Source organism: Thermoanaerobacter brockii subsp. finnii Ako-1, from assembly GCF_000175295.2.
GTDB lineage: Bacteria > Bacillota > Thermoanaerobacteria > Thermoanaerobacterales > Thermoanaerobacteraceae > Thermoanaerobacter > Thermoanaerobacter pseudethanolicus.
Genome location: NC_014964.1, coordinates 361,392 through 382,347 on the forward strand (window position 1 = coordinate 361,392; position 20,956 = coordinate 382,347).

Annotated in this window: 18 protein-coding genes; all 18 read left to right on the forward strand. The window is 34.4% G+C overall.

The window, feature by feature from the left end:
- The first annotated feature begins 33 nt into the window (after positions 1 to 33).
- The 18 genes from THEBR_RS01660 (at position 34) to THEBR_RS01740 (ending at position 20,913) form a co-directional block, all read left to right on the forward strand.
- Positions 34 to 261: a DUF896 domain-containing protein gene (locus THEBR_RS01660; RefSeq protein WP_009052976.1), complete on the forward strand. Its 228-nt coding sequence runs from the start codon at positions 34 to 36 to the stop codon at positions 259 to 261.
- 20 nt (positions 262 to 281) lie between these two features.
- A complete protein-coding gene (locus THEBR_RS01665) occupies positions 282 to 1,709 on the forward strand; it encodes an aspartate aminotransferase family protein (RefSeq protein WP_003867825.1) in 1,428 nt (475 codons plus the stop codon).
- A 21-nt stretch (positions 1,710 to 1,730) separates the two neighbouring features.
- A complete protein-coding gene (locus THEBR_RS01670) occupies positions 1,731 to 2,216 on the forward strand; it encodes a thioredoxin family protein (RefSeq protein WP_012268974.1) in 486 nt (161 codons plus the stop codon).
- A gap of 178 nt (positions 2,217 to 2,394) precedes the next feature.
- The gene (locus THEBR_RS01675) at positions 2,395 to 4,707 is read left to right on the forward strand and encodes a vitamin B12-dependent ribonucleotide reductase (RefSeq protein ID WP_012268975.1); all 2,313 of its coding nucleotides are present in this window, start codon (positions 2,395 to 2,397) and stop codon (positions 4,705 to 4,707) included.
- A 214-nt stretch (positions 4,708 to 4,921) separates the two neighbouring features.
- Positions 4,922 to 6,586 carry a sensor domain-containing diguanylate cyclase gene (locus THEBR_RS01680; RefSeq protein ID WP_004400940.1) on the forward strand — a complete coding sequence of 555 codons (1,665 nt, stop codon included), beginning with the start codon at positions 4,922 to 4,924 and terminating at the stop codon, positions 6,584 to 6,586.
- A 220-nt stretch (positions 6,587 to 6,806) separates the two neighbouring features.
- Entirely contained in the window at positions 6,807 to 8,765 is a 1,959-nt protein-coding gene (locus tag THEBR_RS01685; protein ID WP_012268976.1) for a BglG family transcription antiterminator, read from the forward strand.
- Positions 8,752 to 9,201 carry a PTS sugar transporter subunit IIA gene (locus THEBR_RS01690; protein ID WP_003870703.1) on the forward strand — a complete coding sequence of 150 codons (450 nt, stop codon included), beginning with the start codon at positions 8,752 to 8,754 and terminating at the stop codon, positions 9,199 to 9,201. The genes THEBR_RS01685 and THEBR_RS01690 overlap by 14 nt, the downstream gene beginning before the upstream one ends.
- A gap of 41 nt (positions 9,202 to 9,242) precedes the next feature.
- On the forward strand, positions 9,243 to 9,824 hold the full coding sequence (locus THEBR_RS12830; protein ID WP_244262388.1) for a PTS fructose transporter subunit IIC: 582 nt from the start codon (positions 9,243 to 9,245) through the stop codon (positions 9,822 to 9,824).
- Between the two features lie 56 nt (positions 9,825 to 9,880).
- The gene (locus THEBR_RS12835) at positions 9,881 to 10,288 is read left to right on the forward strand and encodes a PTS sugar transporter subunit IIC (protein WP_244262389.1); all 408 of its coding nucleotides are present in this window, start codon (positions 9,881 to 9,883) and stop codon (positions 10,286 to 10,288) included.
- A 64-nt stretch (positions 10,289 to 10,352) separates the two neighbouring features.
- A complete protein-coding gene (locus THEBR_RS01700; RefSeq protein WP_003868415.1) occupies positions 10,353 to 10,664 on the forward strand; it encodes a PTS fructose transporter subunit IIB in 312 nt (103 codons plus the stop codon).
- A 180-nt stretch (positions 10,665 to 10,844) separates the two neighbouring features.
- Positions 10,845 to 12,566, forward strand: a complete 1,722-nt coding sequence (gene ptsP, locus THEBR_RS01705; protein ID WP_012268977.1) for a phosphoenolpyruvate--protein phosphotransferase — start codon at positions 10,845 to 10,847, stop codon at positions 12,564 to 12,566.
- 119 nt (positions 12,567 to 12,685) lie between these two features.
- On the forward strand, positions 12,686 to 14,725 hold the full coding sequence (gene fusA / locus THEBR_RS01710) for an elongation factor G (RefSeq protein WP_012268978.1): 2,040 nt from the start codon (positions 12,686 to 12,688) through the stop codon (positions 14,723 to 14,725).
- A 106-nt stretch (positions 14,726 to 14,831) separates the two neighbouring features.
- Entirely contained in the window at positions 14,832 to 16,043 is a 1,212-nt protein-coding gene (locus THEBR_RS01715; RefSeq protein ID WP_012268979.1) for an NAD(P)-dependent malic enzyme, read from the forward strand.
- Between the two features lie 25 nt (positions 16,044 to 16,068).
- A complete protein-coding gene (locus THEBR_RS01720) occupies positions 16,069 to 16,260 on the forward strand; it encodes a hypothetical protein (RefSeq protein ID WP_012268980.1) in 192 nt (63 codons plus the stop codon).
- Between the two features lie 166 nt (positions 16,261 to 16,426).
- Positions 16,427 to 16,891 carry a CtsR family transcriptional regulator gene (locus THEBR_RS01725; protein WP_029687915.1) on the forward strand — a complete coding sequence of 155 codons (465 nt, stop codon included), beginning with the start codon at positions 16,427 to 16,429 and terminating at the stop codon, positions 16,889 to 16,891.
- 14 nt (positions 16,892 to 16,905) lie between these two features.
- The gene (locus THEBR_RS01730; RefSeq protein WP_003868421.1) at positions 16,906 to 17,421 is read left to right on the forward strand and encodes a protein-arginine kinase activator protein McsA; all 516 of its coding nucleotides are present in this window, start codon (positions 16,906 to 16,908) and stop codon (positions 17,419 to 17,421) included.
- Positions 17,422 to 17,430: 9 nt separating this feature from the next.
- The gene (locus tag THEBR_RS01735) at positions 17,431 to 18,450 is read left to right on the forward strand and encodes a protein arginine kinase (RefSeq protein ID WP_003868422.1); all 1,020 of its coding nucleotides are present in this window, start codon (positions 17,431 to 17,433) and stop codon (positions 18,448 to 18,450) included.
- A 12-nt stretch (positions 18,451 to 18,462) separates the two neighbouring features.
- On the forward strand, positions 18,463 to 20,913 hold the full coding sequence (locus THEBR_RS01740) for an ATP-dependent Clp protease ATP-binding subunit (RefSeq protein WP_012268632.1): 2,451 nt from the start codon (positions 18,463 to 18,465) through the stop codon (positions 20,911 to 20,913).
- Positions 20,914 to 20,956 lie beyond the last annotated feature (43 nt).

The window sequence follows — 20,956 nt, forward strand, 5'->3', positions numbered from 1 at the left end:
TATTTGTCAAAATTTATTCAACGAGGTGAAGCAATGATAACGAGAGAAATGATAGATAGAATAAATTTCCTTTATCACAAATCACAAACAGAAGGTTTAACAGAAGAGGAAAAAGAAGAGCAGAAAAGGCTGAGGCAAGAATACGTGAAAGAAATAAAAGAGAGAGTAAGAAGAGAATTAGAAAGTATTAAATATGCTAACAATAGTTGCGAACATTGTGGTCATGACCATCATCACCATCATCACCACCACAGACATTAAAGATAAAGGAGAGATGAAAAATGTATGAAGTAACAAAGGGGAAAGTGAAGGATGATATTCCGGAATATATAACTTTAGAAGAAGCACTTACATTAAACAAAAATCAAGTCAGAGAAAATTACAAAGAATACATAAATTCAGTTTTTGTCTCTATGCTTTCAATGCTTCAGTTTGATAAACTTTTTGTAAGAGCTAAGGGAGTTTCAGTATGGGACAATGAAGGAAACGAATATTATGACTTTTTAGGAGGATATGGTGCTTTAAATTTAGGGCATAACCCCGATGAGGTCATCGAAGCTGTAGAAAAAGTAAAATATATGCCTAATATATTGCAAGCGGCTATTGGAAATTTGCCAGGAGTTCTTGCTCATAATCTTGCAAAAGTGACACCAGGGAATCTTAAAAGGAGCTTTTTCTGTAACAGCGGAGCTGAGGCAGTAGAAGGAGCTTTAAAACTTGCTAAAATTGCTTCAGGGAAACAAAAAATAGTTTACTGCCAAAACTCTTTTCACGGCAAATCCATGGGTGCCCTTTCAGTGACGGGACGAGAAAAATATCAAAAGTATTTTAAACCACTTGTGCCGGAGACAGTTCCTATTCCATTTGGAGATGAAAAAGCTTTGGAGGAAGCTTTGAAAGGTAGAGATGTTGCTGCTTTTATAGTAGAGCCTATCCAAGGGGAAGGCGGAGTTATCGTTCCTCCTGAGGGATATTTGAAAAAGGTAAGAGAGCTCTGTACTAAGTATGATGCTTATTTGATTTTAGATGAGGTGCAAACTGGGTTTGGAAGAACAGGAAAAATGTTTGCATGTGAGCACGAAGGAGTAGTTCCAGACATAATGTGCCTTGCGAAGTCTTTAGGTGGAGGAGTTATGCCTATCGGTGCCTATATAACCACAGAGGAGATATGGCAAAAAGCTTATGGGACTATGGAAAAAGCTCTTTTACATACTTCTACTTTTGGCGGTAATACCTATGCTTGTGCAGCTGCGATTGCTTCAATACAAGCTATTATAGAGAAAAAGCTTCCTGATGCTGCAAAAGAAAAAGGTGGATACTTTTTAGGTCGACTGAAAGAATTAAAAGAAAAACATCCAAAACTTATAAAAGATGTTAGAGGAAAGGGGCTTTTAATAGGAGTAGAGTTTAATCAACCAGAAGGTGGACTTCTTGACAAGATTTCTGGAGGAGCTATCTCAAAGTTTTCAAGTGAATATCTCGGCTCTTTAATTGCTGGAGAGCTTCAAAATAAACACAGAATTATAACGGCTTACACTTTGAATAATCCAAATGTAATAAGATTAGAGCCTCCTTTAATTGTGACAAAAGAGCAAATTGACAAAGTTGTAGATGCTTTAGATGAGATTCTTACAAGGAATAGTAGCTTTTTAGGTATTACTGTTTCTGGAGCTAAAACAGTTTTAGGGTCATTATTTAAGAGGCAGTGATTGAAAGAGGTGAAATAAATTTTGAGAGAATTGTTTGAAAAAGGAATAACTTTTGAGGAATTTGTAAAAGAATCGGAGGAATATATTGCTAGAAGAATAAAAGAGAGATATGAAAAGACAGTTTTAGATGAAGATTTGATAGAGAAAATAAAATTTAAAGATGAGATAAATATTTTGGCATTTGCTGAGAGTTGGTGTCCTGATTCTCAAGTTAATGTGCCTATAGTTGCAAAAATCGCAAGTTATAATAAAAATTTTAAACTGAGAATTTTAAAAAGAGAAGGTAACGAAGAGCACATGAAACCTTATTATATAGATGGTAAAGCTAAAATACCCACTTTTGTATTTATGGATAAAGATTTTAAAGAAATCGGGTATTGGATAGAAAGGCCTGAAATAGTAAAAGAACTTGCAAAAAGTGGAGAAGGAGAGTGGAAAAGAGATTATCTTAAAGGGAAATATGATAAAAACATAATTGAGGAAATTGTTAATATTTTGTCCCGGTAATTGTGCCGGGTTTTTTAAATTCGTTTAATTTATTAAGATTTTAAACGAAAATTAATAGTAAAGGGAGATAATAAAGTTAATCGGATATTTTTGAAGGTTGCATAATCCACAATAAAATGTATAATTTAATAAGTAATACACAAAATATTGTGGTTTTACATAAGAGGAGGAATTTCCTGTGAAAATTACTGAGAATGCGAGGAAGGTTCTGGAAAAAAGGTATTTGGCTAAAGATGAAAATGGCAAGCCTATTGAGACAGTTGAGGAGATGTTTGAAAGGGTTGCAAAGACTATTGCTGAAGTGGATTTAATCTATGACCAAAATGCTGATGTAGAAGCAGTAAAGAAAAGATTTTATGATATGATGGTGGATCTGGATTTTTTGCCTAATTCTCCTACGTTAATGAATGCCGGTAGGCCATTAGGCCAGCTTTCTGCTTGCTTTGTTCTTCCTGTGGGAGATTCTATGGAAGAGATTTTTGACGCGGTAAAGTACGCGGCAATTATTCACAAAAGTGGTGGGGGCACGGGATTTAGCTTTTCCCGCTTACGCCCCAAGGGAGCTACAGTCAGATCCACTGGAGGCGTTGCATCAGGACCTGTTAGTTTTATGAAAGTTTTTAATGCAGCGACAGAAGCAGTGAAACAAGGTGGTACCCGAAGAGGAGCAAACATGGGGATTCTGCGTGTAGACCACCCTGATATATTGGAGTTTATACAGTGTAAAAAAGACAACAATGAAATAACAAATTTTAATATAAGCGTGGCTATTACAGAAGAATTTATGAAGGCTGTTGAGGAAGATAGGGAATACGATCTAATAGATCCTCATACGGGTAAGGTTGTAAATAGATTAAGAGCAAGAGAAGTCTTTGACCTGATTGTAGAAATGGCTTGGAGAAATGGGGAACCGGGTATTGTATTTTTAGACAGAATAAATGAGAAAAATCCTACCCCCGAAGTTGGAGAGATTGAGTCTACCAATCCCTGCGGTGAACAGCCACTTCTTCCTTATGAATCTTGTAACTTAGGTTCAATTAATCTTGAAAATATGTTAAAAAAGGTAGAAGGTAGATACGTAATAGATTATGACAAACTTAGAGAAACGGTCTATGATGCAGTGCATTTTTTGGATAATGTAATAGATGCTAATAAATATCCTCTTCCGCAAATTGAAGAAATGACAAAAGGTACTCGAAAAATAGGGCTTGGGGTAATGGGATTTGCTAACATGCTTTTAAGACTTGGCATACCTTATGATTCTGATGAGGCTGTAAAACTGGGCGAAGAATTGATGGAGTTTATTGATGAAACTTCCAAAGAAGCATCGATTAAGTTAGCAGAACAAAGAGGTACCTTTGGTTTCTATGATAAGAGTATTTACAAAAAAATGGGTATAAAAATTCGAAACGCTACAACTACTACTATTGCCCCGACTGGCACCATATCTATCATTGCAGGTACTTCTAGTGGCATAGAACCGGTGTTTGCAATAGCTATGACGCGAAATGTTATGGATAATACAGAACTGGTGGAAGTAAACCCTGTATTTAAAGAGGTTGCCATTGAAAGAGGATTTTATTCAGAAGAACTGATGCGAGAAATTGCTCGAAGGGGAAGTCTAAAAGACATAAAGGGTATACCAGAAGATGTTAAAAGAGTTTTTGTGATAGCTCATGATATTGACCATGAGTGGCATGTTAAAATGCAGGCAGCTTTTCAAAAACATGTTGACAATGCAGTTTCTAAAACGGTGAACTTTAGAAATGAAGCTACAGTAGAGGATGTTAGAAGAACTTATCTTCTTGCCTATAAACTTGGTTGCAAAGGGGTTACTATATACAGAGATGGAAGTCGTGAATCGCAAGTATTGAATTTGGGCATAAAAGAGAAAAAAGAAGAAGCAAAACCTAAAGAAGAGCAAACTAAAAATGAACCTTTAAGACCAAGGCCAAGACCTCCTGTGACAAGAGGAATAACTGAAAAAGTGAGAATAGGTTGTGGAAATCTTTATATAACAGTTAATTATGATGACCAAGGCATATGTGAGGTATTTACAAATCTTGGAAGAGCAGGTGGATGTCCTTCACAGTCAGAAGCTACAAGTAGGCTTATATCTATAGCATTGCGCTCAGGCATTGATGCTAAGACAATTGTAGAGCAATTAAAAGGTATAAGATGTCATTCTACTTTAAGGCAAATGGCTACAAACAAAGAAATAAAAGTGTTATCTTGCCCTGATGCTATTGGCAAGGTTATTGAAAAAGTGATGAAAATCCGAGTGGAAGAGGAGCAGCAATTTGCACCTATTGATGTACCTATATATGAAAATAATCATAATGGCGATGAAGATGACCCTAAAGAAGAAGTTGCATTGAGTGAAGCTGACTTATTAGACGAAGAAAAGTTTTGCCCTGAATGTGGCAGTCCGATAGAGCATGAAGGTGGTTGTGTTGTGTGTAAAAACTGTGGCTATTCTAAATGCGGTTGATATTTATAAAAAACCTTCTGTAGCAATTGCTACAGAAGGTTTTTTATAAATATTTAAAGGGAAGTACAAGATTCGACATATTATGATGGGGATTTGTGGTACAATTGGCTCTGATAAATAAATGTGATCAATTTTATAAACCTTATCAGCCCAAGAAGGATTTTTGAAATAAATGTAGAATACTAATATGATTCGGAAAAACGAGGGGATTAGTATGGGGAAGTACAGGGAACTGGTTTTTAATATAACCTTAATTACAATAGGAAGTATATTATTTGTGTGGGCACTTTACCGCTGTGGTATTGGAATTGATTGGAGAGTCTTTTTGATTTTATTAGCTTTCGCAATAATTTTGGATAATATTGGCATAATGTATACAGATATAAAATTATCTTTAAGCCCTACAATAGGAATAACTACTTTTTTGATTTTTGGCACGGTTGGAGCGGCTACTCTCATGGTATCCTCTGTTATGTTTGATACTATTGTAGTAAGAAAAAAGATAAAAAATGGGCTTTTAAATGGAGGAATGTTTTCTATTGCATATTTAGTGGCAGGATGGTTTTATGAATTCATAGGTGGAAAAATTGGCATAGTTTCTTTTTCGCAAGTTAAATATATTTTAAGTTACGTCATAATAAGTTTCCTTTTGAATAATTTTATACTGTACTATGCTTTAAAAGTACAGGGGAAGATTTTGTTTAAAGAGTATTGGAATGAGAGTGTATTATTAGAGTTGGGTACTTATATAGTTATGATTCCTGTTTCATTACTTCTTGCATATATTTATTTTAAACATAGCCTTCTGTTTTTTGTGTTATCTTTAACTCCACTTATATTCATAGCATATGCTTTTAGGATGATTAGAGATTTGATTAAGGCAAATAAAAGGCTTAACGCCATATATGAGATGGTTAAAATGATAAATTCGAAGTTAGAGTTGGAGCAAATATTAGATACTATTATAGAAGTTATTTCTCAAGTTGTTTCAGTATCTGCAGCAGCAATATATTTGACAGATTCTAATGGGGTAGCTGCTTTAGTAAAATCGATAGGTAATAGAGAGGGAGAGGAAGGCTTTAAAGAAAATTACTTCAAAGATGAGGGAATAATAGGAAAGTGCATATCTTCTAACAAAACAATAGCAATTAAGGATTTAAAGCAGGATAAAAGATTTTTAAAAGAACAATTTTTAAATAACTATGGCAGTGTAGTAGTAGCTCCTTTAAGGTTTTCGGGATCTGTCATTGGATGTCTTATGGTGTTGCATGTAGAGACAAATGTGTTTGATGAGGATTCTGTTAAAATCATAGAGATAATCGTAGATCAAGCTTCTGTTGCGATAACCAATGCTAAACGATATTATGAAGTCACCAAAAAATCTATTACTGATCCTTTAACAAAGACTTATAATAGAAGATATTTTAATGATGCATTAATGGAAAATATTATGAGGGCAGATGAGACTAGTGAGCCTGTGAGCCTTATAATGTTTGATTTGGATAATTTTAAACTGATAAATGATACTTATGGCCATTTAGTTGGAGATGAAGTACTTAAGGAAGTGGCAAAACGGATAAAAAACAATGTGAGAAGTGATGATATTGTAGCGCGATTTGGTGGAGAAGAATTTGCAGTGATTTTGCCGAAACTTACTGCAGAACAAGCCTATATGATTGCAGAGAGGATAAGAAATGAAGTATCATCAAGGCCAATTAGGACAGATAAAGGAGATATATATGTAACCATAACGGGTGGAGTAGCAGATTATCCGGAAAAGGCTGATTCTGCAGAAAAACTTATAAGCCATGCAGATAGAGCTTTATATGCAGGTGGCAAAAGTAAAGGAAGAAACAAAATTGCCATATATGAAGTGTGAAAAAGGCCTAAAGAAAAGACTGGGAGAATATTTTCCTGGTCTTTTTTGTTTTATCTCTTGATTTGAATAATTAATAAAGTTTTACCACATTAATAAGGCATAAAAAGTTACACTTAAATTCCTTGAAAATAAACGTTTTTTAGGTATAATATTAATCGAAAGCTGAAATAAATTTGTTAATATAGTTACCACATTAAATGTGGTAAAAGGGTGATTAATTATGGATAGGATACTTGAGATTATAAATATGCTTTTAAATAGCGAACAGCCACTTACGGTTGATTATATCGCAAATACACTGAAAGTATCGAATAAAACAATAAGGAATGATTTAAAAAAAGCTGAAGAATTTGTACAACAAAAAGGCGTAAAAATTATCAAAAAACCAAGAGTAGGTATTGTACTAGAGGGGCCTAGAAATAAAAAGCTTGAGCTTGTTGATGAGATTAAAAAGAGTTTAGACTTTGAAGAACCTTTTTCGCCTGAAGCAAGAAAAAACTACATTTTAAAGCGATTGTTTATGAGTAAAGGAAGTGTAACTACAAAAGAACTAGCGGAGGAACTTTATGTAAGTAGGGTTACAATACACAAAGACTTACAAAGTGTTGAAAAATGGCTTAACAAATTTAATCTAAAACTTCTAAAAAAACCTAACTATGGCATTGAAGTGGTAGGCGATGAAGAGAATTGGCGAAATGCAGTGGCAAGCTTAATTGTTTCAACTAAAGAACAAAAAGAATTAAAAGAATTTTTATATAATGATTACACTGGTAGGATAGATTATAGAACATTAATGCAATTAAGGGAACTTTTTGATATTGATTACAAGCAACTTGAAAAAATAGTTAGTAATGCTGAATCAAAACTCAAATTTAGATTTTCGGATGAGGCTTTTATAAGTTTGGTTATACATGTAGCTATTTCTATCGAAAGACTAAAGCATAAAAAAGATGTTAAATTATCAAAGGCGGTCTTAAATAATCTAAAGCAAAAAGATGAATATGTAATAGCTCAACAGATGGCGAAAGAGATAGAAGCGAAATTTAATGTAGTTCTTCCTGAATCAGAAATAGGATATATTGTATTGCATATCATTGGTACTAAAATGCAGCAAAATAAAATTGAAGATGTGAATTTAGAGTTGGAAGATGAAGAAAGTATTGAGCTAGCGGTTATTATGTCAAAAGAAATTATAAATATTGCTGAAAGGGCATTATCTCTTGATTTAAGCAATGATAAGCAATTGTTAAATGGTTTGATACTACATTTAAGACCAACTATAAATAGGCTTAAGTATGGTTTAACACTAAGAAATCCACTATTAAACGATATTAAAGAGAATTATCCTGAAATATATGGGGTTGCATGGATGACAAGTGTTGTGTTTGAGAAGTATTTAGGTAAAAAAGTTGCAGAAGAGGAAATAGGTTATATTGCACTACATTTAGGTGCTGCAGTTGAACGAGCTAAAAAACCACTTAAAGCCCTGGTTGTTTGTACAACTGGCATTGGAACAGCACAACTTCTTGCGGCAAGGCTTGAGAAATCTTTTAAACAGATAGAAATAAAAGACATAGTTTCTTCTGTTTCGCTACATGAGAGCATCTTAAATGACATAGATATAGTTATCTCTACTGTACCTATTGAGATAAATAAACCTTTTATAAATATAAGTCCTTTATTAACTCAAAATGATATAAAGCGGCTTGATGAATTTATACAGGCTCTAAATAAAAGATCTAATTTAATCGATACGCAGTTACTTGATGTTGACGGTATTTACCTAAAAAAAGAAGATTTATTAAATAAGGTATGTATGGAGTTGCATAAAAAAGGATATGTAAAGGAGGAATATATTCAAGATGTTATAACCAGAGAAAAAATAGCTTCTACTGCTATAGGAAATGGTATTGCAATTCCACATGGTTTACCAGAACATGTTAATAAATCAGTTTTTACAGTGGTAAGACTAAAAAATCCTATAGCTTGGGATGAAGAAAAGGTAGATATGTTATTTATGATATCTTTAACTCAAAGTGATATAGCAAAATCCAGGTATATATTTAGAAAATTATATAATAAACTTGAATCACCGGAATTTGTAGAAAATATAAAAAAAGCGAAAAGCAGAGAGGAAATTATAAAGTTATTGGAGGTAGTTTATAATGCTGATAAATAAAAATCTTGTCACACTAAATCTTGAGGCAAAAAACAAAGAAGAGGCAATTATAAAATTGGCGGAATTAGCGCAAAAAGAAGGGAAAATAACTTCTGTAGAGGAGTATGCGAGAAGTGTGCTTGATAGAGAAAAAGCATATACAACGGGGGTGGGGAATGGAATCGCAATACCACATGGAAAATCAAAAGCTGTAAAGGAGGCGATGATAGTATTTGGTAAAACAACTGATGGAATAGAATGGGATTCATTAGATGGCAAACCTGTCAATTTAATTTTTCTCTTAGGGGTGCCTGAAGAAAATGTGGATAATGTTCATCTTAAGATATTGTCACAGTTATCACGAAAATTAATGAATGATAGTTTTATTGAAATGCTAAAAAAAGCAGTAACTGTCGAGGAAATTTTAAATGCTTTAAGTGATATCCAAGTAAGTTAAAAATAAACAAAAATAAAATCGATAAGGAGGATAAAAATACGATGAAGGAAGAATTAAAAAGGATTAGAGAATATTTAATGACAGGCGTATCTTACATGATACCTATAGTTGTCATAGGTGGTGTTTTAATAGCTTTTTCAATTGCATTAAGTGGTGTGCAGGCGGGTAAAGGTGCAGTTGTTACAAATCCAGTGTTAAAAAGTATGATGGATATTGGTACAGCTTCTTTTTCAATGATGGTGCCAGTTCTTGCAGGATTTATAGCTTTTGGAATAGCTGATAGACCTGGACTTGCTCCTGGACTTGTTGGTGGAGTACTTGCAAACCAGTTGAAGGCAGGTTTTTTAGGTGGAATTATTGCAGGTTTTATCGCAGGATATGTTGCAAGGTGGATAAAGAGTTGGAGAGTTCCTAAGAATTTAAGACCTATAATGCCAATTTTTGTAATCCCGTTGTTATCAGCACTTATTGTAGGTTTTCTTATGATATATATACTCGGTAATCCTATAAGCAGTGCAATGACAGCTATGACAAATTGGTTAAAATCCATGAGTACAGGAAATGCTGTGATTTTAGCAATGATAATGGGTGCGATGATAGCTTTTGATATGGGGGGCCTGTAAACAAAGTTGCATTCTTATTTGCTGCAGCAATGATAGGAGAAGGCGTATATACAATTATGGGACCAGTAGCAGTAGCAATATGCATTCCCCCGCTTGGGATGGGTGTTGCTACATTGTTAGCACCCAACAAGTACACTAAAGCAGAAAAGGAAGCAGGGTATGGTGCACTTGCAATGGGGATGATTGGTATCACAGAAGGTGCTATACCTTTTGCTGCAGCCGATCCATTAAGAGTAATACCATCTATAATGGTAGGCTCATCTATAGGTGCTGCGATAGCAGCAATAGGGAAGGTTGGAGACCATGCACCACATGGTGGACCTATTGTGTTACCAGTTGTAGATAATAAAATCATGTTTATAGTAGCTGTACTAATAGGTATTGCGGTTACTGCATTAATGGTAAATGCATTAAAAAAACCTGTTATTGAAGAAGTTGAAGATGAAAGTGAAGTTGCTGAGTAAAACTAAAAATAGTTTCAAGATTATGTAAATAATTTACAAAATTTTATAGAAAGAGGGATGGAATATGAAAATAGTTGCAGTTACAGCTTGTCCTACAGGTATTGCTCATACCTATATGGCGGCTGAAGCATTAGAGAATGCAGCAAAAAAACTTGGGCACAAAATTAAAGTTGAAACGCAAGGTTCAATTGGCATAGAGAATAAAATAACTCAGAAGGAAGTTGATGAAGCAGATCTTGTTATTTTCGCAGCAGATGTAGCAGTTAAAGAAGAATCTCGATTTAAAGATAAGCCCATCTATAAAGTTGAAGCTCAAAAAGCTATAAAAAACGCTAAAGCTGTTATTGAAGAAGCATTAAAATTGGTTAATAAATAAAGAACTGGTTGCTGAGTCAGGAAAGGGATTGCCTTTCCTGATTTTGCTTTTGCGGCTATCTAAAAAATGATTTGTCAAATTTGCTTTATTTTTTTATTTTATTATTGTGCAAAAGTTTCACACTGGGACGAAAACTATGTTATAATAGACGTTAGAACTAATTTTAAGGAGGGTTAACAAATGCTAAAAGGAGTTGCGGCATCCCCAGGGATAGCGATTGGGAAGGTTTTCTTATATACTAAAGAAAAAGCAGAAATCAACATGAAAAACATAGATGAATCAAAAGTAGAGTACGAAATTGAAAGGTTTAAGAAAGCTTTAGAAGTGACGAAGGAGCAAATACAAAAAATTAAAGAAGATGCATTGAAAGAATTTGGGAAGGATAAGGCAGAAATTTTTGAGGCACATTTAATGCTAGCAAGTGACCCCGAACTTATTGAAGGGGTAGAAAACATGATAAAGACTGAACTTATAACTGCTGATAATGCTGTAAATAAAGTGATTGAACAAAATGCTTCTGTAATGGAGAGTCTAGATGATGAATATTTAAAAGAAAGAGCTGCAGATTTAAGAGATGTTGGAAGCCGTATAATAAATAACCTTTTAGGAGTAAAAAACACCAGCCTTTCTGAACTTGATGAACAAGTGATAATCATAGCCAAAGATTTAACCCCTTCTGATACCGCAACCATGAAAAAAGAAATGGTTTTGGGGTTTGCTACAGATATAGGTGGAAGAACTTCTCATACAGCTATAATGGCTCGTTCCCTAGAAATTCCTGCTGTAGTAGGATTGGGTAATGTTACCACCCAAGTTAATAATGGAAATACCGTAATAGTGGATGGGTTGGAAGGGGTTGTCATTGTAAATCCTGACGAAAGTACAATGAACGAGTATAAAACTAAAAAAGAGAATTATGATAAAAAGGTGGAGAAATTAAAGAAATTAAAAGATTTGCCTGCAATAACTCCCGATGGCAAAAAAGTCATGTTAGCGGCAAATATAGGAACTCCAAAAGATGTAAAAAGTGCACTGGCCAATGGAGCAGAAGGGGTTGGACTTTTTAGAACTGAATTCTTATACATGGATAGAACTACTCTTCCTACAGAAGAAGAGCAATTTGAAGCCTACAAAGAAGTTGCAGAAAAAATGGAAGGCCGGCCTGTTACTATAAGAACCTTAGATATAGGCGGAGATAAAGAGCTTCCTTATCTTGATATGCCTAAAGAGATGAATCCTTTTTTGGGATATAGGGCTATAAGGCTTTGCTTGGATAAGACAGACATATTTAAGACCCAATTACGAGCAATTTTAAGAGCAAGTGCTTATGGAAATATTCACATAATGTATCCTATGATATCTTCTATAGAAGATGTGAGAAAAGCAAATATCGTTTTAAACGAAGTAAAAGCTGAGCTTGATAAAGAAGGCATAAAATATGACAAAAACATAAAAGTAGGTATAATGGTAGAAATACCTTCTGCTGCAGTGACTGCAGACATATTAGCTAAAGAAGTGGACTTCTTTAGCATAGGAACTAATGACTTGTGCCAGTACACTCTCGCTGTTGACAGAATGAATGAACATGTAAAAGATTATTATCAGCCATTTAATCCAGCTATTTTAAGGCTTATAAAGTTTGTGATTGATGCGGCTCACAAAGAAGGAAAATTTGCAGCCATGTGCGGTGAAATGGCAGGAGATCCTTTAGCTACAGTTATATTGTTAGGACTTGGCTTAGACGAGTTTTCTATGAGTGCAACTTCTATACCTACAGTTAAAAATATCATCAGAAATGTGGAATATGAAAGAGCAAAAGAAATAGCGGAAAGGGTGCTAAATATTGCTGAGGCAGAAAAGATACAAAAAATGATGGAGGACATAATTAAAGACATTGAGTAAATCTCTGGCTTTTGCCAGAGATTTTTTATTAAAAAAATATCAAAAAAAATAAAGGAAAATTTCAAAATGTATAGAATAATAATATTAAAGATTATTTGCGATAAGATAGGGGGATATGTATGAAGGATTACAAAACTAATCAAATAAGAAATGTAGGATTGGTTTCCCACGGTGGAGCCGGTAAAACTACATTAACTGAGGCATTCCTTTTCAACACAAAAGTCATTGATAGAATGGGGCGCGTAGAAAATGGCACTACTGTATCTGACTATGACCCAGAGGAAATTGCCAGGCAGATATCTATTTCCACATCAGTAATTCCAGTGGAGTGGAGAGAGTGTAAAATTAATATATTAGATATGCCAGGGTATTTTGATTTCTTTGGAGAAGTTGTAAGTGGCTTGCGGGTTGTAGACAGTGTTATAATACCTGTGTGTGCTGCTTCTGGTGTAGAAGTTGGAACTGAAAAAGTGTTTAATATGGCTAAAAAGAATAAGTTGCCTATTATATTTTTTATTAACAAAATGGATAGAGAAAATGCAGATTATTTTAAAACATTAAATCAATTGATGGAGAAATTTGGTAATAAGGTTATTCCTTTGACATTTCCTATTGGAAGCGAACAAAGTTTTAAAGGCTATGTAGATGTTCTTACTCAAAAAGCATACGTTTACGATGAAAAAGGGGTAAAGGAGACAGAAGTACCGGCAGATTTGATGGATAAAGTTTTATCGGCCAAAGAGGAATTGATTGAGAACATTGCTGAAAACGATGAAACTTTAATGGAAAAGTACTTTGGAGGAGAAGAATTTACACAAGAAGAAATGAAAGAAGGAATCAAAAACAGCATAAGAATTGGAGAGTTAATGCCTGTTTTATGCGGTTCAAGCCTTAAAAATATTGGAACAGATAAATTATTAGATGCTATTGTGGAATTTTTGCCATCACCTCTGGATATAGAAAGAGAAAAAGCTAGTGAAAATGGACCAGTAGCCGCATTTGTATTTAAAACTATAGCAGATCCTTATGTGGGCAGACTATCTATTTTTAAGGTTGTATCAGGTACTCTAACTTCTGATTCTACACTACTTAATTCAAATAAGCAGATGCAAGAAAAAATAAGCCAGCTTTACATTTTAAGAGGGAAAAAGCAGATGCCTGTATCTAAGTTAGTAGCAGGAGATATAGGAGCAGTTGCAAAGCTTCAATATACCATGACAGGAGATACTTTATGTGACCCTTCTAAACTTGTGACATTAGCACCTATCGATTTCCCACAGCCTACACTTTCACTTGCTATTGAACCTAAATCCAAAGGGGATGAGGAGAAAATTAGCAATGGGCTCCAAAGGTTGCAAGAGGAAGATCCGACTTTTAAAGTTGAAAAAAATTTAGAGACGGGTCAGATGATAGTTTACGGAATGGGAGAGCAGCATATAGAAGTAATTTCTAAAAAGTTGATGAACAAGTTTGGAGTAGAATGCACCTTGACAGACCCAATTGTACCCTATAGAGAGACGATAAAGGGTAAAGTCAAAGTAGAAGGAAAGCATAAAAAGCAGACAGGTGGACATGGACAATATGGTCATGTGTGGATTGAATTTGAGCCAAATCCCAACAGTGAATTTGAGTTTGAAGATAAAATCTTTGGTGGAGCTGTTCCTAAACAATATATTCCAGCAGTAGAAAAAGGCTTGAGAGAAAGTATGAAAGAAGGTGTGCTTGCTCGTTATCCTGTTGTAAACATTAAAGCTACTTTGGTAGATGGTTCCTACCATCCTGTTGATTCTTCTGAAATGGCTTTCAAAATTGCTGCATCTCTTGCTTTTAAAAAGGGAATGGAACAAGCAAATCCAGTTCTTTTAGAACCTATTATGAGAGTAGAAGTGGTGGTACCTGAAGAATACATGGGAGATATCATTGGGGATTTGAATAAGAGAAGAGGAAGAATTTTAGGCATGGAGTCAAAAGACAATTTAGAAGTAATCACAGCAGAAGTGCCTTTGGCTGAAATGAATAGATATGCGACAGATTTAAGGTCTTTGACACAAGCAAGAGGAGACTTCAAAATGACTTTTGCAAGATATGAAGAAGCTCCACCTAATGTGGCACAAAAGATAATAGAAGAAAGGAAGAAATTAAAAGAAAAAGAAGAATAAGCCTGCTTTTGCAGGCTTTATTTTTATTGCAGCTAATAACTTTTTTCTAAAAAATATTTAAGTTATAATATAAGAAAACACGGGTATTAGAGGAGGACTTTATGAAATGAATATAAGAGAAGAAACTTTAAAACTTCACAAAGAAAATAGAGGCAAACTTGAAATTATAAGCAAAGTAGAAGTGAAAAATGACAAAGATTTAGCTTTAGCCTATACCCCAGGTGTTGCAGAGCCTTGTAAGGAGATACATAAAAATAGTGATTTAGTATATGAATATACTACAAAGAGCCACATGATTGCGGTTGTGACAGATGGTTCAGCTGTTTTAGGTTTAGGAAACATAGGGCCCTACGCAGCACTACCTGTTATGGAAGGAAAAGCAGTTTTATTTAAAGAATTTGGAGGCGTTGATGCAGTACCTATATGTCTTGCTACTCAAGATGTTGAAGAAATTATAAAAACTGTGGTGAATATTTCACCTGCTTTTGGAGGTATAAATCTTGAAGATATTTCTGCTCCTCGTTGTTTTGAAATAGAAAGAAAGTTGGACGAAATTTTGGATATACCTGTATTTCATGATGACCAGCATGGAACGGCAGTTGTAACTTTGGCTGCTTTAATAAATGCTTTAAAAATTGTAGAAAAGGAATTAAAAGAAGTTACTGCCGTTGTAAATGGAGCTGGAGCGGCAGGGATTGCTATTGCTAAATTTTTAATAAAAGCGGATATAAAAGATGTAATAGTTTGCGATAGAAGTGGTATCATATATGAAGGAAGAGAAGATGAAGACTTCTCTAAAAAAGAGATTGCAAAAATATCAAATAAAGGAAGATTAAAAGGGCTTTTAAAAGATGCTTTAAAAGGAGCAGATGTGTTTATTGGAGTATCAGCACCTAATGTATTAAATAAAGAAATGATAAAAACAATGGCAAAAAAACCAATAGTTTTCGCATTAGCTAATCCAGTGCCTGAGATATATCCTGATGAAGCAAAAGAGGCAGGAGCTTATGTAGTAGGTACTGGCAGATCTGATTTTCCAAACCAAATAAATAATGTGTTAGCTTTTCCGGGTATATTTAGAGGGGCATTAGAAGTTAGGGCTACTACAATTAATGAAGAGATGAAAATTAGTGCTGCGTATTCTATTGCCCAGACTATTTCAGAAAATGAACTTACTCCGGAATATATAATTCCAAAGCCTTTTGATAAAAGAGTTCTTAAAAATGTAGCAATAGCAGTTGCAAAAGCAGCAATAGACACGGATGTAGCTAGAATAAATGTGGATTTAAAAGAGATTGAGAAGAGTTTAAGTGAATAAGAAAAGTAAATAAGAGGTGGAGGAAATGAATAAAAATCAAAAATTCTTCAAAGGAAAATTGTACAAATCTATAAGAGGGAATTTTTTTGAAGAAGATACTTACGAAAGTACAGAAAGAAAAAATTTAAAAGGAAAAAGCAATTTTTCATCTCTTATAAACCAACAAGAGCCTCAAGAGTTGGCAGATGAAGAGGAAGAAAACTATGAAAATGAATGAAAAATGGTGAAAATTTTAGAATATGAGAGATATTTTTATTATTTGATGAAAATATTAGAAAAAATCACTTGCTTTAGCGTGAAAAAGCTATTGACGAGAGGACAAAAAAATGCAAAAATATATTCGAAGGTCAAAGAAAGTCAAAGTAAAAGTAAGAGACGTGGTGATGGCGATGGCAAGGCTTAGTGATTTGATTGAAAATTTTATAAAAGAGCTAATGGAAGAGGCTGGTAAGCATTATGTAGAAATTCAAAGAAATGAATTAGCAAATGTTTTTAATTGTGCGCCATCTCAAATAAACTATGTGTTAGAGACGCGTTTTACTATTGACAGAGGATACATCATAGAAAGTAAAAGAGGCGGCGGAGGTTATATAAAAATTTATAAAACTTCTATATCAAACAATTGGATAAATAAAATAATAGAAAACATAGGGGATAATATTTCTGAGAGTAAAGCTAGATACTACATTGATGCTCTTTTAGACCACAATATTATAACTTCAAGGGAAGCAGCTTTGATGAAAGCTGTAGTTAATGATAAAATTCTTTCTTTTTCTCAGGAAGATAAGAATATGTTGCGAGCATTACTACTTAAGGCAATGCTTATGGAAATTGCTCGCAACAAGTAAAGGAGGTAATTTTTATGATGTGTGATAAATGCAAAATAAGGCCTGCTACAGTTCATTACACTAAAATAGTAAACGGAGTAAAAACTGAAATGCATTTGTGTGACCAGTGCGCAGCAGAAGAGGGAATTTTAAATACAGAAGTTTTTTCAACTTTTACACCTTTTTCAGTTCAAAATTTATTGTCAGGGTTAATGGACTTTTTGCCTGGAGTAGATGACTTTACAAAAAAAACTTTGAAATGCAGTCACTGTGGTATGACTTACGAAGATTTCAAAAAAATTGGAAGATTAGGTTGTAGTTTCTGCTATGATGCTTTTGCTGAAGAATTAAATCCTCTTATGAGGAGAATACACGGCAGTACAGAACACAGAGGGAAAATTCCTAAAAAAGCTGGCGGTAAAATGAGAGTAAAAAGAGAAATTGAGGAGTTGAAATATCAATTGGAAAAAGCTATTAAAGAAGAAGCTTATGAAAAAGCAGCAGAATTAAGGGATAAAATCAGAGAATTGGAGAAAGAATTAGGAAAGTAGGTGACCGAAATGCTACAGTACGATAAAGATGTGGTATTGTCCAGTAGAATTAGACTTGCTCGGAATATAAAAGATATTCCTTTCCCTACTATTATGACAGAAGAGCAGGGACGAAAGGTTATAGATTTGGTTAGAAAGGCTATATTAGGTAGTAATACTATTTTATCTACCCAATTTGTAGAATATGATATGAAGAAATTGACTCCTATTGACAGGCAATCACTTGTAGAAAAGCACCTTATAAGCCCTGACCTTTCACAGAATACAAAGAGTGGTTATGCTCTTATAAAAGATGACAATACAGTAAGTATAATGGTCAATGAAGAGGATCATCTTAGAATACAATGTATATTAGAAGGATTAAGGCTTAATGAAAGCTGGGATACTGCCGATAAAATTGACGATTTGATTGAAGAAACTATCGACTATGCCTATGATGAAAAGATAGGTTATTTGACTTCTTGTCCTACTAACGTAGGAACAGGGATACGAGCCTCAGTCATGGTTCATCTTCCAGCTCTTACTATCACTGGGCAAATAAGCAATATTTTAAACTCTGTTTCTAAAATAGGTATGGCAGTGAGAGGGATATACGGTGAAGGTACTCAAGCTTTAGGAGATATTTATCAAATTTCTAATCAAGTCACTCTTGGCCAAAGCGAAAGAGAAATAATTGAAAATATTCAAGGAGTAGCAAGACAAATTATCTCTAGCGAAAGAAAAGCTAGAGAGGATTTATACAAAAAACAAAGAATTCAAATAGAAGATAGAGTAGGAAGGGCTTTTGGAATTTTATCTCATGCAAAAGTGATGTCTACAAAGGAATACATGACTTTAATGTCTGACGTGAGATTAGGAGCAATTTTAGGAATATTAGATGTGGATATAAATAAAATTGATGTTCTCACTACACATATACAACCAGCTAATTTACAAAAAATTTATGGCATTCAATTAGACCCCTATGAGAGAGATGTTAAAAGGGCAGAATATGTAGTAAGTCAAATAAACAAAAAAGATAATTTATAGGAGGTGTTTGTTATGGCGATGTTTGGAAGATTTACAGAAAGAGCTCAAAAAGCTCTTTATTTGGCTCAAGAGGAAGCGAGGTCTTTTTATCATAACTATGTAGGGACAGAACACATTTTATTAGGATTGTTAAAAGAAGATGAAGGAATTGCAGCAAGAGTTTTAAAAAAACTGGGAGTAACTTATGAAACTACAAGAGAGAAGGTATTGTCTTTGATTGGAATGGGAAATATTCCAGGAGACGTGGTAGGTTATACACCACGAGCTAAAAGGGTATTGGAATTGAGTCTTAGTGAGGCAAGGAGATTTAATACCAGCTATGTAGGGACAGAGCATATTTTGTTAGGACTTTTAAGAGAAGGCGAAGGAGTTGCTGTAAGAATTTTAATGGAACAAGGTATAGATTTCAATAGGGTGAGAGAGGAGATTGTAAAAATGCTTAATGAAGAGCCTGCAGGAGGACCTGCAAAGGCTGCAAAAGTTAAAAATACCAATACACCTACTTTAAATCAATTTGGAAGAGATTTAACTGAGCTTGCAAGAGACGGCAAACTTGACCCTGTAATAGGAAGAGAAAAAGAGATTGAAAGAGTTATACAAATCTTAAGCAGAAGGACAAAGAATAACCCTGTCCTAATAGGTGAACCGGGTGTCGGTAAAACTGCTATTGTAGAAGGTCTTGCGCAAAAGATTGTAGAAGGAGAAATTCCTGAAATTTTGAAAGATAAAAGAGTTGTAACTTTAGACATGGCTTCTATGGTAGCAGGTACAAAGTACAGAGGCGAATTTGAAGATAGGTTAAAAACAGTATTAAATGAGGTTATAAAGGCAGGAAATGTGATACTATTTATAGATGAGATGCACACTTTGATAGGAGCAGGTGCAGCAGAGGGTGCAATAGATGCATCAAATATTCTAAAACCGGCACTTGCAAGAGGTGAAATTCAAGTAGTTGGAGCTACTACTTTGGATGAGTACAGAAAATATGTAGAAAGAGACCCTGCATTAGAGAGACGATTCCAACCAATAATTGTAGATGAACCAACTGTGGAGGAGACTATTGAGATATTAAAGGGCTTGAGAGATAAGTATGAAGCCCATCATAGGGTTAAAATTACTGACGAAGCTTTAGAAGCAGCAGCTAGACTTTCTCACAGATATATTGCAGATAGATTTTTACCTGATAAAGCTATAGACTTAATAGATGAAGCAGCTTCTCGCGTAAGACTAAAGACAGTGACAGCTCCTCCAGAGATAAAAGAACTGGAAGATAAAATCAATGACCTTATAAAAGAGAAGGAAGAAGCGATAAGAACTCAAGAATACGAAAAAGCTGCAAAAATAAGAGATGAAGAACAAAAATTGAGAGAAGAATTAGAAAAATTAAAAGCTAAATGGCAACAAAATTCTCTTTCTAATGAAAAAAGTGTAGGACCTGAAGAAATCGCACAAGTCGTATCTCTGTGGACAGGAATACCTGTTAAAAAGTTAGCTGAAGAGGAATCAGAGAGATTGCTCCACTTAGAGGAGGTATTGCATGAAAGAGTTATAGGACAAGATGAAGCAGTAGAAGCAGTGGCAAGAGCTATAAGAAGGGCAAGAGTAGGCTTAAAAGATCCAAAAAGGCCAATAGGTTCATTTATCTTCTTGGGGCCTACTGGTGTTGGTAAAACAGAACTTACAAAGGCTTTGGCAGAAGCTCTTTTTGGTGACGAAAATGCTATGATTAGGCTTGATATGTCAGAATACATGGAAAGACACACCGTTTCTAAACTTATTGGTTCACCTCCAGGATATGTAGGATTTGAAGAAGGAGGACAATTAACAGAAAAAGTAAGAAGAAAACCCTATTCAGTAATCTTGCTGGATGAAATTGAAAAAGCGCATCCTGACGTGTTTAACATTCTCCTTCAAATATTAGAAGATGGACGACTCACAGATTCAAAAGGTAGAACTGTAGACTTTAAAAATACCGTTATAATCATGACATCAAACGTGGGAGCAGAACTTTTGAAAAAGCAATCTACTTTAGGATTTATGCCTCAAGAAAAAGAAGACAAAGCCTCTTATGACAAAATAAAAGAAACATTGATGGCAGAGTTGAGAAAGACCTTTAGACCTGAATTCTTAAATAGGGTGGATGAGATAATTGTATTTCATCAACTCTCAAAAGAAGATATTGAAAAGATTGCTGATATAATGATTAAAGAATTGAATGACAGACTAAAAGAGAACGACATTAAACTGGACTTTACTCCTGAAGCCAAAGAGGAAATTATCAAACAGGGATATGACCCCAACTACGGTGCAAGGCCTTTAAGAAGAGTTATACAAAGAATTGTAGAGAATCAACTGTCTGAACTTATGTTGCAAGGAGAAGTGAAGCCAGGAGATGAACTTATTGTAACTGCAAAAGACGGAAAAATAGAGTTTGTGAAAAAGGACGCTATAAAAAAGGCTTAGCCTCGGGCTAAGTCTTTTTTATAGGAGAGGTTTAAAAGTGTGA

Coding starts and splice junctions, on each gene's coding strand:
- THEBR_RS01660 (WP_009052976.1), top strand. CDS start 34: ATGATAACGAGAGAAATGATAGATAGAATAAATTTCCTTTATCACAAA.
- THEBR_RS01665 (WP_003867825.1), top strand. CDS start 282: ATGTATGAAGTAACAAAGGGGAAAGTGAAGGATGATATTCCGGAATAT.
- THEBR_RS01680 (WP_004400940.1), top strand. CDS start 4,922: ATGGGGAAGTACAGGGAACTGGTTTTTAATATAACCTTAATTACAATA.
- THEBR_RS01685 (WP_012268976.1), top strand. CDS start 6,807: ATGGATAGGATACTTGAGATTATAAATATGCTTTTAAATAGCGAACAG.
- THEBR_RS01690 (WP_003870703.1), top strand. CDS start 8,752: ATGCTGATAAATAAAAATCTTGTCACACTAAATCTTGAGGCAAAAAAC.
- THEBR_RS12830 (WP_244262388.1), top strand. CDS start 9,243: ATGAAGGAAGAATTAAAAAGGATTAGAGAATATTTAATGACAGGCGTA.
- THEBR_RS12835 (WP_244262389.1), top strand. CDS start 9,881: ATGGGACCAGTAGCAGTAGCAATATGCATTCCCCCGCTTGGGATGGGT.
- THEBR_RS01700 (WP_003868415.1), top strand. CDS start 10,353: ATGAAAATAGTTGCAGTTACAGCTTGTCCTACAGGTATTGCTCATACC.
- ptsP (WP_012268977.1), top strand. CDS start 10,845: ATGCTAAAAGGAGTTGCGGCATCCCCAGGGATAGCGATTGGGAAGGTT.
- fusA (WP_012268978.1), top strand. CDS start 12,686: ATGAAGGATTACAAAACTAATCAAATAAGAAATGTAGGATTGGTTTCC.
- THEBR_RS01715 (WP_012268979.1), top strand. CDS start 14,832: ATGAATATAAGAGAAGAAACTTTAAAACTTCACAAAGAAAATAGAGGC.
- THEBR_RS01720 (WP_012268980.1), top strand. CDS start 16,069: ATGAATAAAAATCAAAAATTCTTCAAAGGAAAATTGTACAAATCTATA.
- THEBR_RS01725 (WP_029687915.1), top strand. CDS start 16,427: ATGGCGATGGCAAGGCTTAGTGATTTGATTGAAAATTTTATAAAAGAG.
- THEBR_RS01730 (WP_003868421.1), top strand. CDS start 16,906: ATGATGTGTGATAAATGCAAAATAAGGCCTGCTACAGTTCATTACACT.
- THEBR_RS01735 (WP_003868422.1), top strand. CDS start 17,431: ATGCTACAGTACGATAAAGATGTGGTATTGTCCAGTAGAATTAGACTT.
- THEBR_RS01740 (WP_012268632.1), top strand. CDS start 18,463: ATGGCGATGTTTGGAAGATTTACAGAAAGAGCTCAAAAAGCTCTTTAT.